The organism is Polaromonas sp. P4_F4, assembly GCF_056401355.1.
In genome coordinates this window covers 25,045-39,592 of sequence record NZ_JBFUJO010000010.1, presented here as the reverse complement: position 1 = coordinate 39,592, position 14,548 = coordinate 25,045, and the positions used below count along the sequence as shown (strand labels likewise).

The 14,548-nt window shown below is 62.2% G+C and carries 12 protein-coding genes and 1 tRNA gene; 4 read left to right on the top strand and 9 right to left on the bottom strand.

Annotated features, from left to right (window positions below; genetic code table 11):
* Positions 1 to 4: 4 nt before the first annotated feature.
* From AC1DUR_RS12455 to rpsB, 6 genes are all read right to left on the bottom strand, one after another.
* A complete protein-coding gene (locus AC1DUR_RS12455; RefSeq protein WP_477718036.1) occupies positions 5 to 853 on the bottom strand; it encodes a phosphatidate cytidylyltransferase in 849 nt (282 codons plus the stop codon).
* On the bottom strand, positions 853 to 1,593 hold the full coding sequence (gene uppS, locus AC1DUR_RS12450; RefSeq protein WP_477718035.1) for a polyprenyl diphosphate synthase: 741 nt from the start codon (positions 1,591 to 1,593) through the stop codon (positions 853 to 855). The genes AC1DUR_RS12455 and uppS overlap by 1 nt, the downstream gene beginning before the upstream one ends.
* Before the next feature lie 27 nt (positions 1,594 to 1,620).
* Positions 1,621 to 2,181, bottom strand: a complete 561-nt coding sequence (gene frr, locus AC1DUR_RS12445) for a ribosome recycling factor (protein WP_011483606.1) — start codon at positions 2,179 to 2,181, stop codon at positions 1,621 to 1,623.
* 76 nt (positions 2,182 to 2,257) lie between these two features.
* Positions 2,258 to 2,968 (bottom strand): UMP kinase, encoded by a 711-nt coding sequence (gene pyrH, locus AC1DUR_RS12440; RefSeq protein ID WP_477718034.1) that lies wholly within the window; start codon positions 2,966 to 2,968, stop codon positions 2,258 to 2,260.
* A gap of 62 nt (positions 2,969 to 3,030) precedes the next feature.
* Complete coding sequence (gene tsf / locus AC1DUR_RS12435) at positions 3,031 to 3,945, bottom strand: translation elongation factor Ts (RefSeq protein ID WP_477718033.1); 915 nt, start codon at positions 3,943 to 3,945, stop codon at positions 3,031 to 3,033.
* 124 nt (positions 3,946 to 4,069) lie between these two features.
* A complete protein-coding gene (gene rpsB / locus AC1DUR_RS12430) occupies positions 4,070 to 4,822 on the bottom strand; it encodes a 30S ribosomal protein S2 (protein WP_011483609.1) in 753 nt (250 codons plus the stop codon).
* Between the two features lie 185 nt (positions 4,823 to 5,007).
* On the opposite strand from rpsB, the gene AC1DUR_RS12425 reads away from it, so the two are divergent.
* From AC1DUR_RS12425 to AC1DUR_RS12415, 3 genes are all read left to right on the top strand, one after another.
* Positions 5,008 to 6,381 (top strand): amidase, encoded by a 1,374-nt coding sequence (locus AC1DUR_RS12425; RefSeq protein WP_477718032.1) that lies wholly within the window; start codon positions 5,008 to 5,010, stop codon positions 6,379 to 6,381.
* 127 nt (positions 6,382 to 6,508) lie between these two features.
* Positions 6,509 to 7,768, top strand: a complete 1,260-nt coding sequence (locus AC1DUR_RS12420; RefSeq protein ID WP_477718031.1) for a D-amino acid dehydrogenase — start codon at positions 6,509 to 6,511, stop codon at positions 7,766 to 7,768.
* A 100-nt stretch (positions 7,769 to 7,868) separates the two neighbouring features.
* Positions 7,869 to 9,413 (top strand): NAD(P)H-hydrate dehydratase, encoded by a 1,545-nt coding sequence (locus AC1DUR_RS12415; RefSeq protein WP_477718030.1) that lies wholly within the window; start codon positions 7,869 to 7,871, stop codon positions 9,411 to 9,413.
* Here the strand turns inward: AC1DUR_RS12415 and AC1DUR_RS12410 are convergent.
* Complete coding sequence (locus tag AC1DUR_RS12410) at positions 9,410 to 9,979, bottom strand: YggT family protein (RefSeq protein ID WP_477718029.1); 570 nt, start codon at positions 9,977 to 9,979, stop codon at positions 9,410 to 9,412. The genes AC1DUR_RS12415 and AC1DUR_RS12410 overlap by 4 nt on opposite strands.
* A gap of 51 nt (positions 9,980 to 10,030) precedes the next feature.
* Positions 10,031 to 12,391 (bottom strand): ribonuclease R, encoded by a 2,361-nt coding sequence (rnr, locus tag AC1DUR_RS12405; protein ID WP_477718213.1) that lies wholly within the window; start codon positions 12,389 to 12,391, stop codon positions 10,031 to 10,033.
* Positions 12,392 to 12,759: 368 nt separating this feature from the next.
* On the opposite strand from rnr, the gene AC1DUR_RS12400 reads away from it, so the two are divergent.
* Positions 12,760 to 12,844, top strand: a tRNA-Leu gene (locus AC1DUR_RS12400).
* Between the two features lie 220 nt (positions 12,845 to 13,064).
* Here AC1DUR_RS12400 and rimO read toward each other — a convergent pair.
* The gene (rimO, locus tag AC1DUR_RS12395; RefSeq protein ID WP_477718028.1) at positions 13,065 to 14,474 is read right to left on the bottom strand and encodes a 30S ribosomal protein S12 methylthiotransferase RimO; all 1,410 of its coding nucleotides are present in this window, start codon (positions 14,472 to 14,474) and stop codon (positions 13,065 to 13,067) included.
* Positions 14,475 to 14,548: the final 74 nt, after the last annotated feature.

Below are 14,548 nucleotides of genomic sequence, written 5' to 3'. Positions count from 1 at the left end.
AAGCCTAAAGAGTGGCCAACATCATGGCCAGCGGCAGGGTCGGCAACAGGGCATCGACACGATCCAGCACCCCTCCGTGGCCAGGCAGCAAGGCGCTGGAGTCCTTCACGCCCGCACTGCGCTTGATCAGCGACTCGACCAGGTCGCCCACCACGCTCATGGCCGCCAGAAAAACCACCGCCAGCAGCATCACCATGATGCCATGGCGTTCCATCAGGCGGGCATACAGCGTCTGACCAGCGCCAGCACCTGAGGCACCCAAGGTCACCCAGGCCAGCGACAAGGCCACCACACCCGCCATGCCGCCCCAAACGCCCTCCCAGCTTTTGCCGGGGCTGATGGAAGGCGCCAGCTTGCCCTTGCTGAACTTGCCGCCAAAAGTGCGCCCCGCAAAATAGGCAAAGATATCGGCTACCCAAACCAGCAGCAGCACCGACAGCAGAAAATTGACACCGATCACACGGGCCTGGGCCACTGCCAGCCAGGCCAGCCAGAGCGCCAGCAAGCCACCCACCAGGCGCACGGCCATCGGGATGCGGGGCCAGCCAGCCACACCATTGCGCAACAGCCAGGCACCGGCCAGCACCCAGGCCGCACCCGCGGCGGCCCACAGCAGGGGCAAAGGTTTATCGAGCAGGCCGCCGTACCAGGATAGCCCGCAGGCCAGCACACACAGCGCCGCAAGCCCCACCGAGCCGCCCTGCCCCAACGCATTCAGACGGCCCCACTCCCAGGCGCCGGCGGCCATCAGCGCCAGTGCCACAACGCTAAAAGGTACGGGTGTCTGGTAGAAAAGCGCGGGCAACAAGATGGCCAGCAGGACAATTGCCGTGATCACACGCTGCTTGAGCATCAGGCGGCCTTTGGAGTGGTTTTTTTGCCGCTCCCGCTGACCTGCGCCGAAGTCTGGCCAAAACGGCGCTCACGGGTGCGAAAAACAGCAATCGCTTCGTCTAGCGCAGCTTCATCAAACTCAGGCCAGAGCTTGTCCGAAAAATGCAGTTCGGAGTACGCAGCCTGCCACAGCAGAAAATTGCTGATACGCAACTCGCCGCCCGTGCGAATCAGCAGGTCGGGATCAGGCACATGAGCCAGCGCCATGGCGCGGTCCAGTGCGAGCTCGGTGATCGGCTCTCCCCTGCTGGCCAGCTTTTGCGCCGCCTGCGCGATGTCCCAGCGCCCGCCATAGTTGAAGCACACGTTGAAAATCAGGCGATGGTTGCCCGAAGTCAGGTGTTCGGCCTGGGCCAGCCCGGCCTGAACTTTTTCCGAGAGCCGCTGGCGGTCTCCCACGAAATGCAGCCGCACCCCGTTGGCGTTCAGATTGGGAACCTCACGGGACAAGGACAGGACCAGCAGTTCCATCAGGCTGGACACTTCCTCGAACGGCCGGTTCCAGTTTTCCGATGAAAACGCAAAAACCGTCAGCACGGCAATGCCGCGCTCCAGGCAGGCGCGGACACAACGGCTCAGCGAATCTACACCCTGCTTGTGCCCGGCGATACGCGGCAAAAACCGTTTGGTCGCCCAGCGGCCATTGCCATCCATGACGATGGCCACGTGGTGCGGAACAGTGGGAGGGGGGATGGCCATGGTCAATTCAGGCCAGACACGATGGTGTCAAACCGCCATGATGTCTTGTTCCTTGCCGGCGACCAGTTTGTCAACCTCGGCAATGAAACGGTCGGTGAACTTCTGGATTTCATCCTGCGCGCGGCGCTCGTCATCTTCCGACACCAGTTTTTCCTTGAGCAGTTTCTTGACGCCCTCATTGGCATCCCTGCGCAAGTTGCGAACGGCCACCTTGGCGTGCTCGCCCTCTGCCCTCACGACTTTGGTGAGCTCCTTGCGTCGCTCTTCGGTCATGGCCGGCATGGGTACGCGAATCAGGTCGCCCTGCGCCGCAGGGTTGAGTCCGAGGTCTGAGTCGCGGATGGCCTTTTCGATTTTGGCACCCATGCCTTTTTCCCATGGCGAAACGCTGATGGTGCGGGCATCCAGCAGGGACACATTGGCCACCTGGCTGATGGGCACCATGGAGCCGTAGTAGTCCACATGAACGGTGTCCAGCAAGCCAGGGTTGGCGCGGCCGGTGCGGATTTTCGTCAGGCTGTTTTTGAACGAATCCACCGACTGCTGCATTTTTTGCTCTGCATTCTGCTTCACTTCAACAATGCTCATGGTCGAATCTCCGGATTGTTATCTGCAAAAAGTCCAAGAAGTATGAAAACACGGCCGATGGCCGGGGGAGCCGGGATCAAACGTGAACCAGGGTTCCTTCGTCCTCACCCTGCACCACGCGTTTGAGCGCTCCGTGCTTGAAAATACTGAAAACCTTGATCGGCAGCTTCTGGTCGCGGCACAGGGCAAACGCTGTAGCGTCCATGACTTCGAGGTTCTTGCCCATCGCCTCATCGAAAGTGATGTTGGTGTAGCGCGTGGCCCGTGGATCCTTCTTCGGATCTGCCGTATACACGCCATCGACCTTGGTCGCCTTCAGGACGATTTCAGCCCCAATTTCGGCGCCGCGCAGCGCAGCGGCCGTGTCGGTCGTAAAGAAAGGGTTGCCCGTGCCGGCTGCGAAAATGACGACCTTGCCTTCTTCCAGGTACTGCAGCGCTTTGGGGCGCACATAGGGCTCGACCACGCGCTCGATGCCAATGGCCGACATGACGCGGGCAATCAGGCCCGCCTTGTCCATGGTGTCGCCCAGAGCCAGCGCGTTCATCACGGTCGCCAGCATGCCCATGTAGTCTGCCGTCGCCCGATCCATGCCGACCGAGCCACCCGCAACGCCACGGAAGATGTTGCCGCCGCCGATCACCACCGCCACCTGGACACCCATGCGGGTAACCTCGGCAATTTCTTCCACCATGCGCACGATGGTGGCGCGGTTGATGCCAAAGGCATCATCCCCCATCAAGGCCTCACCTGACAGTTTTAACAAGATCCGCTTGTAGGCTGGCATGTGAGGCTCTCCGTAATTGGGTTGATCTGAAGTTTAGCGGCCTTCCGGCAGGGCTGAGTTGCTTAGGCAGCTTTGGCTGCAGCTATCTGGGCCGCAACTTCGGCAGCAAAGTCGTCCGCCTTTTTCTCGATGCCCTCGCCCACCACGTACAGCGTGAAGGACTTGACCGTGGTGGCGCGCTCCTTGAGCATCTGCTCAACCGTCTGCTTGTCGTTCTTGACGAAGCTCTGGTTATACAGGCTGACTTCTTTCAGGTACTTCTGCACGCCGCCATCGATACGCTTGGCAACAATTTCAGCGGACTGAACCGGCTTGCCTTCGGCCTGGGCCTTGGCCGCGTCTTCAGCAGCCTTGGCAGCAGCCACCGAACGCTCCTTGGCGACCAGGTCAGCGGGAACATCCGCGCTGGACAGGGACACCGGCTTCATCGCGGCCACATGCATGGCAACGTCCTTGGCGGCAGTTTCGTCACCGTCAAACTCGACCACCACGCCAATGCGCGTGCCGTGCAGGTAAGAGGCCAGCTTGCTGCCGGCAAAACGCTTGAAACGGCGCACGCTCATGTTCTCGCCGATCTTGCCGATCAGGCCCTTGCGCACGTCTTCCACCGTCGGGCCAAAACCGTCGAGCGACAGGGCCATGGCGCCAATGGCGTCCACATCAGCCGGATTGTTCTTGACGATGCCCTCAGCCACGGCCTGGGTAAAAGCCAGGAAGCTGTCGTTCTTGGTCACGAAGTCGGTTTCGCAATTGATCTCGACCAGCGCACCAATGCCTCCTTCGCTGTGATAGGCGATCACGCCTTCAGCAGTCACGCGGGAAGCGGCCTTGCCGGCCTTGTTGCCCAGCTTGACGCGCAGGATTTCTTCGGCTTTTTCGAAGTTGCCTTCGGCTTCGGTCAGTGCTTTTTTGCACTCCATCATGGGAGCGTCGGTTTTGGCGCGCAGTTCAGCGACCATGCTTGCAGTAATTGCCATTTTGATTCTCCGTTTGTCGTGTTGACAGGGGCGCGGCGACAAAGCCACGCCCTTTTTGATGCTTAAGTTGTGAAAAAGGGGCTACGCGAGCCCCTTTTTCGCGTCTGGCGCAGCGCCGAAACTATCAGTTCGCTGCGTTTTCCACTTCCACAAACTCATCAGAGCTCTCGGCGGAGACCGCCTTGACGACGTCGTTGACGGCGTTGGCACGGCCTTCGAGGATTGCATCGGCGATGCCGCGGGCATACAGGGCCACAGCCTTGGACGAGTCGTCGTTGCCGGGGATCACGTAGTCGATGCCAATCGGGGAATGGTTGGAGTCAACCACGCCGATCAGGGGAATGCCCAGCTTCTTGGCTTCCAGGATCGCGATTTTGTGGAAGCCCACGTCAATCACGAAAATGGCGTCCGGCAGTGCGTTCATGTCCTGAATGCCGCCGATGTCTTTTTCCAGCTTTTCAATTTCGCGCTTGAAGGTGAGCTGCTCTTTTTTGCTGATGGAATCAAGGCCGGCTTCCTGCTGGGCCTTCATTTCTTTCAGGCGCTTGATCGAGGTCTTGACCGTCTTGAAGTTGGTCAGCATGCCGCCCAGCCAACGCTGGTCAACATAGGGAACACCGGCGCGCTTGGCCTCGGTAGCGACGATTTCGCGGGCCTGGCGTTTGGTGCCAACCATCAGGATGGTGCCGCGGTTCGCGGACAGCTGCTTGGCGAATTTCATCGCATCCTGGAACATCGGCAGCGATTTTTCCAGGTTGATGATGTGAATACGGTTGCGATGGCCAAAAATGTAGGGGGCCATCTTGGGATTCCAGAAGCGGGTTTGGTGACCAAAGTGGACGCCAGCTTCCAGCATTTCACGCATGCTTGTCGACATATAAAACTCCAAAGGTTGTGTCTAAAATCAGCGCTTATCGCCCGTAATACCTCTTTTTCCGAGATCTTCCGGGCAACACCTTGAGTGGCTGATTTGCGATTGACTTTGCGAACAACAAAATCGTCATTTGCAAAGCCTGTCGAGTATAACACTCTCCTGCCCCGCCCTCTTACCCACTCACCCAGATGCACACCTCCAGCGCTCTTCCCGCCGACATTCACGTCACGCGCCACGCCCTGAGAACGGGCCAGACCAGCCCACCGGAGATCCTCGAGCGCGCCGCCAGCATCGCCCAAAGCGAGGTCTGCCGGCATGTATTCATGCCGGGCAGCCTTGCAGCCAGCCCGTTTTTGACGGCCAAAACACCCCAGGCCTCGCCTGTCGGAGCGGCCTTCAATGAGCCGGCTCTGCCCTTGGCCGGCATTCCCGTGTCGATCAAGGACCTGTTTGACGTGGCCGGCCAGACCACCGCCGCCGGCTCGACCGTGCTCGCCAACACCCCACCCGCCGCTGAAGACTGCCCCGCCGTTGCGCGGCTGCGAGCGGCAGGTGGCGTGATTGCCGGCCGCACCAATATGGTGGAATTTGCCTTCTCGGGCGTGGGCATCAACCCGCATTACGGCACCCCTGTCAATCCGGCAGACGCCGCCACAGAGCGGATCCCGGGCGGCTCCTCGTCAGGCGCCGCCGTGTCGGTTGCCACCGGGGCGGCCATGGTGGGGCTTGGGTCGGATACGGGCGGTTCGATCCGCATCCCGGCGGCGCTGTGCGGCATTGTGGGTTTTAAAAGCACGGCGCGTCTGGTCCCAACCAGCGGCGCCCTGCCGCTGTCCACCAGCCTGGACACGGTATGCGCCTTGACACGTTCGGTACGCGACGCGGTCACCGTGCATGAGGTACTGGCGGCGCGCGCCGTGAGGCTGGCCGGCAAGCCCCTGTCCGCCTGCCGGCTCGCGGTGGCCCGCACCCAAATGCAGGATGGCCTGGACAGCACCGTCGCCAATGCGTTCGAGCGGAGCCTGCGCGTGCTGCGCCAGGCCGGTGCGCGCATCGAGGAAATCGCACTCGAAGAAATCAGCGAACTGCCTGCCATCAATGCGACCGGGGGCCTCTCTGCTGCCGAGAGCTATGCCTGGCACCGGACCCTGATCGCCGCGCACCAGGCCGAGTACGACCCCCGGGTAGCGCTACGCATCCTGCGCGGCGCCCAGATGAGCGCGGCCGACTACATTGACCTTGTCGCCGCCCGCCGGCAATGGATCGTCCGCATGGAAGCCCGGCTGGGCGGCTTTGACGCGGTACTCTCCCCCACCGTGCCCCTCGTGGCGCCGGCGATCGCCAGCGTGCTGCACGATGACGAGGAATTCTTCCGGGTCAATGGGCTTTTGCTCCGCAATACGGCCGTGGTCAACATGCTCGACGGTTGCGCGATTTCGCTGCCCTGCCACACCCCCGGCCAATTGCCGGTTGGCCTGATGCTCTGGCACGCAGCGCTGCACGACGACCCGTTGCTGGACCTGGCGCTGCAGGTCGAAGCGGCCCTGGCTGGCTCACAGTAAAAACAGTCGCTGGCTGGCCCCGCTATATTGGGCTTGCAGCCCGCTTTACCGATAAAACAATGCACACCAAGATTTCCCGCCATCCCATCACCCTCACCATTAACTGTGTTGCCCACGGCATGTCCGCATGAGGGTGGCTGTCATCGGTGCCGGCATCATCGGCATCACCACCGCCTATGAACTGGCGGCAGACGGCCACGAGGTGACCGTTATTGAACGTCGGAGCGCCGCAGCGGAGGAAACCAGCTTCGCCAACGCCGGTGTCGTAGCGCCGGGGTATGTCACACCCTGGGCCGCACCCGGCATGCCGGGCAAGGTCATCCGCTACCTGTTCAGCCGCCACGCTCCCGTCAAGCTCGGCCTGCCGCTTTCGCGCCGCGACATCGCCTGGATGTGGAAGTGGTCTCGCGCCTGCAAACTGGAAAGCTACCTGGTCAACCGCGCTCGGCTGCAGCGCCTGGCGTTTTACAGCCGCGAAAGGCTGCATCAGCTCACGGAGGAACTGAAGCTCGAATACGACGGCAGCCCCGGGTACATGGTGCTGCTTCGCTCTGAAAAAGACAGCAAGCTGGTGCAGCCTGGTCTGCAGATGCTGCGCGAGGCTGGCGTGGCGTTCAGGGAAATCGGTGCTCACGAGGTGCGCCAGATCGAACCCGCGCTCAACCCTGACACCGCTTTTCTGGGCGCGGTGCATCTGCCCGACGATGAAGTTGCCAATTGCCGGCAGTTTGCCCTGCTGCTGAAGAACGAAGCCCAGCGCATCGGTGTGGATTTCGTATTCAACACTGCGGTAGCCCGACTGGATACTACCCAACCAGCTACGATTTTCATAGCAGGAGACAACACACCGTACCGCTTTGACTCCGTCGTCATGTGCGCCGGCCTGGCCTCCGCTGAGCTGCTTCGGCCGCTTGGCCTGAACATTCCGATGACTGCCGTCTATGGCTACTCCATCAGCGCGCCTATCCGCGAGCCGCTCAATGCGCCGCGCAGCGCGCTGATGGACGAGCGCTACAAGGTGGCGATTTCCCGCCTGGGCAACCGCGTGCGCGTGGCAGGCAGTGCCGAAATCGGCGGCTCGCTCGAGCACAAGCGAGCCTCCTCTATCCAGACCTTGTACAAGGTGCTGCAAGACTGGTTTCCCGGTGCGGCCCAGCTCTCCAACAAGGGGGCCAGCGTGCAGGAATGGAAAGGCGCCAGGCCGATGCTGCCCGATGGCCCGCCCATCATCGGCGACAGCGGCATTCCCGGCCTCTGGCTCAACCTGGGCCATGGCTCCAGCGGCTGGGCACTGAGCTGCGGCAGTGCGCGGGCGCTGGCCGACCTGATGGCAGGCAGGCCCGCAGACATCGACATGCAGGGGCTGGACATCAGCCGTCTGGGCTGAAAGCGCAGGACGGCCAGCGCCCGTCCTTGCCGACTCCTTTTGTCTGAAAGTATCAACCACGAACGCCATAAGACCGCACAATCATCCGATGCACCATCCGATGCAGAAAATCACCAGCGCCGTCAGCCAGCCGCTTTACAGCGTGGCAGCCACCCGCGAGCTTGAGTTGCACGCAGCGGCCGGCCTGCCCCCGCACACGCTGATGCAGCGGGCAGGCCTCGCGGTGGCCCGCCTTGCACTGGCGCTGGCTCCGCATGCGCGGCGCATCTGGATCGCCTGCGGACCCGGCAACAACGGTGGCGACGGCTTCGAAGCCGCCCTGCACCTGCACCAGTGGGGCAAGACGGTGGTCGTCACCTGGACCGGTCTGCCACCCGGAAAAACCAGCCTGCCGCCGGATGCCGATGCCTCCCGCCAGCGGGCCCTTGCGGCGGGCGTTCCGATGTCGACTCAGCCCCCGGAGGATTTTGATTTCTGCATCGATGCCCTGCTGGGTATTGGCGCCCGGCTGGAGCCGGCTCGCGCGGGCACGGGCTTGATGCAGCAATGGCTGGATGCGATGCAAGCCAGCGGCGCACCGCGGTTGGCCGTGGATGTACCGACCGGGCTGGATGCTGATACGGGCACCACAAACGCTACAAAACCAATAGCGCAAGGCTCGCATTTCGCCACGGCAAATGATCTTTTCACCTTGAGCCTTTTGACACTCAAGCCAGGCCTGTTCACCGCCAGCGGGCGTGACCTGGCCGGCCAGGTCTGGTTCGATGATCTGGGGGCTGCAGCCAACCCCTCACTGGCGGCAGTGCCTGACGCCTGGCTTCTGGGCGCGGATCGGGCAGCGCGATCAACGCGAGCGGGTGCGGCCCATGCCAGCCACAAGGGCAGCTTTGGCGATGTCGCCGTCGTGGGTGGTGAATCCGCCTCCGGCAGGCATATGACGGGCGCTGCCCTGCTGGCCGCCCGAGCGGCACTGCATGCGGGCGCCGGCCGGGTGTATGTGGCTCTGCTCACCGGCGTCGGTGAGACCTCCCTGAATGTCGATCCGGCGCAGCCAGAACTCATGTTCCGCAGCCCCGAAGCGCTGAACCTGAAGCAGCAGGTCGTGGTGTGCGGGTGCGGCGGGGGCGAAGCGGTCAAACCCGTCCTGGCCAAGGTTTTGTCAGCCGCCCCGCGGGTCGTGCTGGACGCCGACGCGCTCAATGCGATTGCCGGGGACCCACAACTGCAAACCCTGCTGACTGCACGCCATTACCGCGGGCACAGTACGGTGCTGACGCCTCATCCGCTGGAGGCCGCGCGTTTGCTAGGCACGACCACTTCCGGGGTGCAGGCAGACCGCCTTGCGGCAACCCGGCAACTGGCCAGCCGGTTTCAGTGTGCCGTGGTACTCAAGGGCTCGGGCAGTGTCATCGCCGCGCCGGGCCAGCCACCCTGTATCAACGCGAGCGGCAACGCCTTGCTGGCCACCGCGGGCACCGGCGATGTGCTGGCAGGCATGATCGGAGCCGCCATGGCAGGTGGACAAAGCCCTTTTGAGGCGGCCTGCTGTGCGGTGTTTGCCCATGGAAACCTGGCCGATGAATGGGTCACCCGCCGGCCGGGCGTGACGCTGACTGCGTCGGCGCTGGCGGGCAACGCCCGCTAGACCAGCACCATCAAGCCGATTTGCAGTACTAGCAACAGCACCAGCGCTGACAAGTCCAGCCCACCGACGGTAGGAATCACACGCCGCAGCGGCGTTAACAGCGGCTCGGCAAGGCGGGCCAGCAAGCCATACGCCGGTGAGCCAGGCTGGATCCAGGACATGATGGCATAGCCCAGTACCAGAATAAACAGCGTCTGCAACGCCACCCGGATCAGCATCTTCAGCGCAAACGCCAGCAGGCCCAGGAAGGCTGCGGGCCCCAACGCAGAGGCCCAGGAGGTCGCGCCAAGCACCACACCAAACAGCAGCCCCCACAGCAGGGCGTAGCCCAGCGCCAGCAAGGCGGCGGCCAGCACACTCGCCCAGTCCACCCGGGACCGGGTCAGCACCTTGGGCAGCGCACGCCGCATCGGCTTGACCAGCCAGTCCGTCACCGCCATGACAAAGCGGCCCGGCTGCGCGCTCATGTTGACCCTCACCCAGTTCATCCAGGCGCGCAAGAGCGCGGCGGCGATCAGCAGGAAGAAAAATGTCTCAAGCAGGAAGGCCAGAATGCGGATCAGCATAAATTTTGGGGCGAGCCAAAAGGATTAAGAAAGCAGGACGGGGAGAAAACGTCAGCGGCGGGGCTTTTTGCCCTGCTTCCGGCTGGCACTGCCGGCCGATTTTTTCACCGCAGCCTTGAGCGCCTGTATCGGCGATTCGGGTGTCCTGTCGGCGCCTCGGTCCGTGGCGTCTCGCCTTGCAGTCCCGCTACCCGTACCGCGGCCGCCGGAGCGCGCCTCGGAGCGTTTTCCTGCTCCCTTGCCTGCACGCACGCCCCCCGCCTTGCGCGAAGAAGTCCCCCGCTCCTGCGCCGGCAACTCCCCGGCATGGCCGCCGGTCTTGTCCTTCATGGCCCGGCCCAGCAACGCCTCGCCCTCATGCACCAGGCGGAAGTCGATCTTGCGGCCATCTAGGTCGACACGGCTGACCTGCACGCGTACCCGCGTGCCAATCGCGTAGCGGATGCCGGTGCGCTCGCCGCGCAGCTCCTGCCGTGCCTCGTCAAAGCGAAAGTATTCGCCGCCCAGCTCGGTGATGTGCACCAAGCCTTCGACATACATGGCGTCCAGCGTGACAAAGATGCCGAAACCCGTTGCCGCCGTCACCACACCACCAAACTCTTCGCCCAGGTGCTCGCGCATGTACTTGCACTTGAGCCAGGCTTCGACGTCGCGGCTGGCCTCGTCGGCACGCCGCTCATTGGCGCTGCAGTGCAGGCCGGCCGCCTGCCAGGCCAGCTGGTCGGCACTGATTTTTTTGGGCTTTTCCGACGGATCCTTGACACGGGAGGCCAGCCGCTTGGACAGCTTGGCCTCGGCCTCGCCCGGCGTGGGCAATACCGGCAACTGGTATTTGGACTTGGTCAGCGCTGCCTTGATCACGCGGTGCACCAGCAAGTCGGGATAACGACGGATGGGGCTGGTGAAGTGGGTATAGGCCTCATAGGCCAGGCCGAAGTGCCCGCTATTGATCGGCGTGTAAATGGCCTGCTGCATGGAGCGCAGCAGCATGGAGTGGATCTGCTGCGCATCGGGCCGGTCCTTGGTGGCGACGGCAATCTGCTGGAACTCGCCGGGGGTCGGCTCCTCGCCAATGGTCATGCCCACGCCCAGCGCCTTGAGGTAGTTGCGCAGCATCTCCTTCTTTTCAGGGGTCGGACCTTCATGCACGCGGTAAAGGCCCACATGCTTGCTTTGCTCGATGAAGTCGGCCGAACACACATTGGCCGCCAGCATGGCCTCTTCAATCAGGCGGTGCGCCACGTTGCGGGTGCGCGGCACGATCTTCTCGATGCGCCCTGCCTCGTCGCACACGATCTGCGTCTCGGTGGTCTCGAAATCGACGGCGCCGCGTGCACCGCGCTCCTTCAGAAGGGCCTGGTACACGTCGTGCAGATTCAGCAAGTGCGGAACCAGTGCCTTACGCTGCGCGGCTTCGGAACCGCGCGTGTTGGCCAGGATCGCTGCCACCTCGGTATAGGTAAGGCGACCATGGCTAAACATCACGGCCGGGTAAAACTGGTAGGCGTGAACCTCTCCCTTGGTGTTGATCAGCATGTCGCACACCATGCACAGGCGTTCGACGGTGGGGTTGAGCGAACACAGGCCATTCGACAGTTTTTCCGGCAGCATGGGAATCACGCGGCGCGGAAAATACACGCTGGTGGCCCGGTCATACGCATCAATGTCAATGGCGCTGCCGGTCTCCACGTAATGGCTCACGTCTGCAATCGCCACCAGCAGTCGCCAGCCCTTGCCACGCCCCACTTTGGCGGGCTCGCAGTAGACGGCATCGTCAAAGTCGCGGGCATCCTCCCCGTCAATGGTGACCAGGGGAATGTCGGTGAGATCTACCCGGTGTTTTTTATCCGCCGGACGCACCGCGTCGGGCAGGGTGCGCGCCAGGGCCAACGCTTCGTCGTTGAATTCATGCGGGACGCCGTATTTGCGCACGGCGATCTCGATTTCCATGCCTGGATCGTCAATTTCACCCAGCACTTCCACGACTCGCCCCACCGGTTGGCCAAACAGCGCAGGCGGCTCGGTCAGCTGCACCACCACGACCTGGCCGCTCTTGGCCGTGCCCGTCGCCCCCTTGGGAATCAGGATATCCTGGCCGTAGCGCTTGTCTTCGGGCGCTACCAGCCAGACACCGCTTTCCTGCAGCAAACGGCCAATGATGGGGTTGGGCGAGCGCTCGATGATTTCGGTGACGCGTCCTTCGGGCCGGTTTTTCCGGTCGTGCCGCACGATGCGTGCCTTGACGCGGTCCTTGTGCAGCACCGCGCGCATTTCGTTGGGCGGCAGGTAAATGTCCGGTTCGCCGTCGTCGCGCAGAACGAAACCATGGCCGTCGCGGTGGCCGGAAACCGTACCCTCGAATTCAGCGAGGAGCCCGGACGATGCGCCGGAATTTTGATGCGTTGTTTTGATAAGAAATCTCTTTTCGTGAAGCGTCACTGGCAACAGCCTACAGCCTAACAGGCGGCAGGCCGTGAAACCGGGTTATGGAAACCCGCGGACTTGAAGCTGGGTTGGCCACGTCTGAATCCATGTTTATGTTTGTATCAGATACTGGCCACGGTTAATAAAAAGCGGTGCCCTTAAATCGGGATATATCGCTGTTGCAGTGGGAGCTTTGCGACACCGGCATCATCCGCAGGATTTCATCGAGCTGGCTGGCAGTCTGCGGCCCTTGCAATTTGGAAGCGCCGAGAAAACACCGGATTTCCAGCTGAAATTGAAATATTTTCGGGGGTCAACCCGATAGGACGCCGATGTAATGGTACACTGCTTGCTGTGCCCGGGTGGCGGAATTGGTAGACGCGCACGGTTCAGGTCCGTGTATCGCAAGATGTGGAGATTCGAGTTCTCTCCCGGGCACCAAAATTACTCAACGTACGCAAGTACAGCCAAATCAAGGCCACTGTCACCAGTGGCCTTTTTTGCTTTTGGGCCGCTGCCCGCAATCGCGATTGTCTTCGTGATCGGGCCAATAAAAAGCGCCCGAATCCGAATTCATACGCTACTTTCGTCCGCCATATGGGCGCGCAAGCTGGTGCGCATGGGGCGGCTGAAAAACCGCCCCGCTGAAGCGGGAAATGAATCAGACCGGTATGGCCACCAGGTCGTGGCCCTGGGTTCCGACAATACGGGCCCGGGTGAACTCACCGACCTTGAGTGTCTTGCTGATTTTCTCGGGCGGCAGCAGTTTAACCACGCCATCAATCTCGGGCGCGTCCGCATACGAGCGGCCCGTGCCACCCTTGCGTCCCAAGGCCGGCGCTGAATCGACCAGCACCTGCATCGTGGCGCCGACGCGCTGCTGCAGCTTCAGGCTTGAAACCTCCTCAGCCACGGCCATGAAGCGCGCCCGCCGCTCTTCACGCACCTCCAGCGGCAGCATGCCGGGAATGTCATTGGCGGTAGCACCCTCCACGGCACTGTAGGCAAAACAGCCTGCTCGGTCGATGCGGGCCTCGCGCATGAATTCCAGCAGGTGCTCGAATTCGGCTTCGGTTTCACCCGGAAAGCCGGCAATAAAGGTGCTTCGGATCACAATTTCGGGGCATATCTCGCGCCAGCGCGCAATGCGTTCAAGGTTTTTTTCGCCGCTGGCTGGGCGTTTCATGCGCTTCAAAACATCGGGGTGGCTGTGCTGCAAAGGCACATCCAGGTAAGGCAGGACCTTGCCGGTGGCCATCAGCGGGAGTACTTCGTCTACGCTGGGGTAAGGGTAGACATAATGCAGGCGAACCCAGGCACCATAGGGCTCGGCAATATCGCCCAGCGCCTGGACCAGTTCCAGCATGCGGGTCTTGACCGGCTTGCCATCCCAGAAACCGGTGCGGTATTTCACATCCACGCCATAGGCGGAGGTGTCCTGGCTGATCACCAGCAATTCTTTCACGCCCCCTTCAAACAAGGCGCGTGCCTCGTTCAGCACATCACCGATGGGTCGCGACACCAGGTCGCCGCGCATGGAGGGAATGATGCAGAAGGTACAGCGGTGATTGCAGCCTTCACTGATCTTCAGGTAGGCATAGTGCTTCGGCGTGAGCTTGATGCCCGCAACGCCAAACGCATTGGGCACCAGATCCACAAACGGGTCATGCGGCTTGGGCAGGTTCAGGTGCACCGCATCCATGACCTCTTGCGTGGCGTGCGGGCCGGTCACAGCCAGCACGCTGGGATGCATCTGGCGCACCAGGTTGCCAGCCCCCTCGCCGCCCTTGGCACCCAGGCAACCCGTCACGATGACCTTGCCGTTTTCTGCCAGCGCCTCGCCGATGGTGTCCAGGCTCTCCTTGACGGCATCGTCAATGAAGCCGCAGGTGTTGACGATCACCAGGTCGGCGCCCTCAAAGGTCTTGGACGTCTGATAGCCCTCGGCACTCAATTGTGTGAGTATCAATTCGGAATCGGTCAGCGCCTTGGGGCAGCCCAGGCTGACAAACCCGACACGGGGGGCCGGTTTGGTGGAGATTGCTGTCATCGGGGAAAGTACTTCGCTCATGGCCTCTATTGTCTCAGAGCAGGCAGAGCCGGGAGCGGACAGGGCCGCGATGGCCCTGCATGCACATCAGGCAG

Coding starts and splice junctions, on each gene's coding strand:
- rimO (WP_477718028.1), bottom strand. CDS start 14,474: ATGAGCGAAGTACTTTCCCCGATGACAGCAATCTCCACCAAACCGGCC.
- frr (WP_011483606.1), bottom strand. CDS start 2,181: ATGAGCATTGTTGAAGTGAAGCAGAATGCAGAGCAAAAAATGCAGCAG.
- AC1DUR_RS12425 (WP_477718032.1), top strand. CDS start 5,008: ATGCACACCTCCAGCGCTCTTCCCGCCGACATTCACGTCACGCGCCAC.
- AC1DUR_RS12420 (WP_477718031.1), top strand. CDS start 6,509: ATGAGGGTGGCTGTCATCGGTGCCGGCATCATCGGCATCACCACCGCC.
- pyrH (WP_477718034.1), bottom strand. CDS start 2,968: ATGCCAGCCTACAAGCGGATCTTGTTAAAACTGTCAGGTGAGGCCTTG.
- AC1DUR_RS12455 (WP_477718036.1), bottom strand. CDS start 853: ATGCTCAAGCAGCGTGTGATCACGGCAATTGTCCTGCTGGCCATCTTG.
- AC1DUR_RS12410 (WP_477718029.1), bottom strand. CDS start 9,979: ATGCTGATCCGCATTCTGGCCTTCCTGCTTGAGACATTTTTCTTCCTG.
- AC1DUR_RS12415 (WP_477718030.1), top strand. CDS start 7,869: ATGCAGAAAATCACCAGCGCCGTCAGCCAGCCGCTTTACAGCGTGGCA.
- uppS (WP_477718035.1), bottom strand. CDS start 1,593: ATGGCCATCCCCCCTCCCACTGTTCCGCACCACGTGGCCATCGTCATG.
- rpsB (WP_011483609.1), bottom strand. CDS start 4,822: ATGTCGACAAGCATGCGTGAAATGCTGGAAGCTGGCGTCCACTTTGGT.
- tsf (WP_477718033.1), bottom strand. CDS start 3,945: ATGGCAATTACTGCAAGCATGGTCGCTGAACTGCGCGCCAAAACCGAC.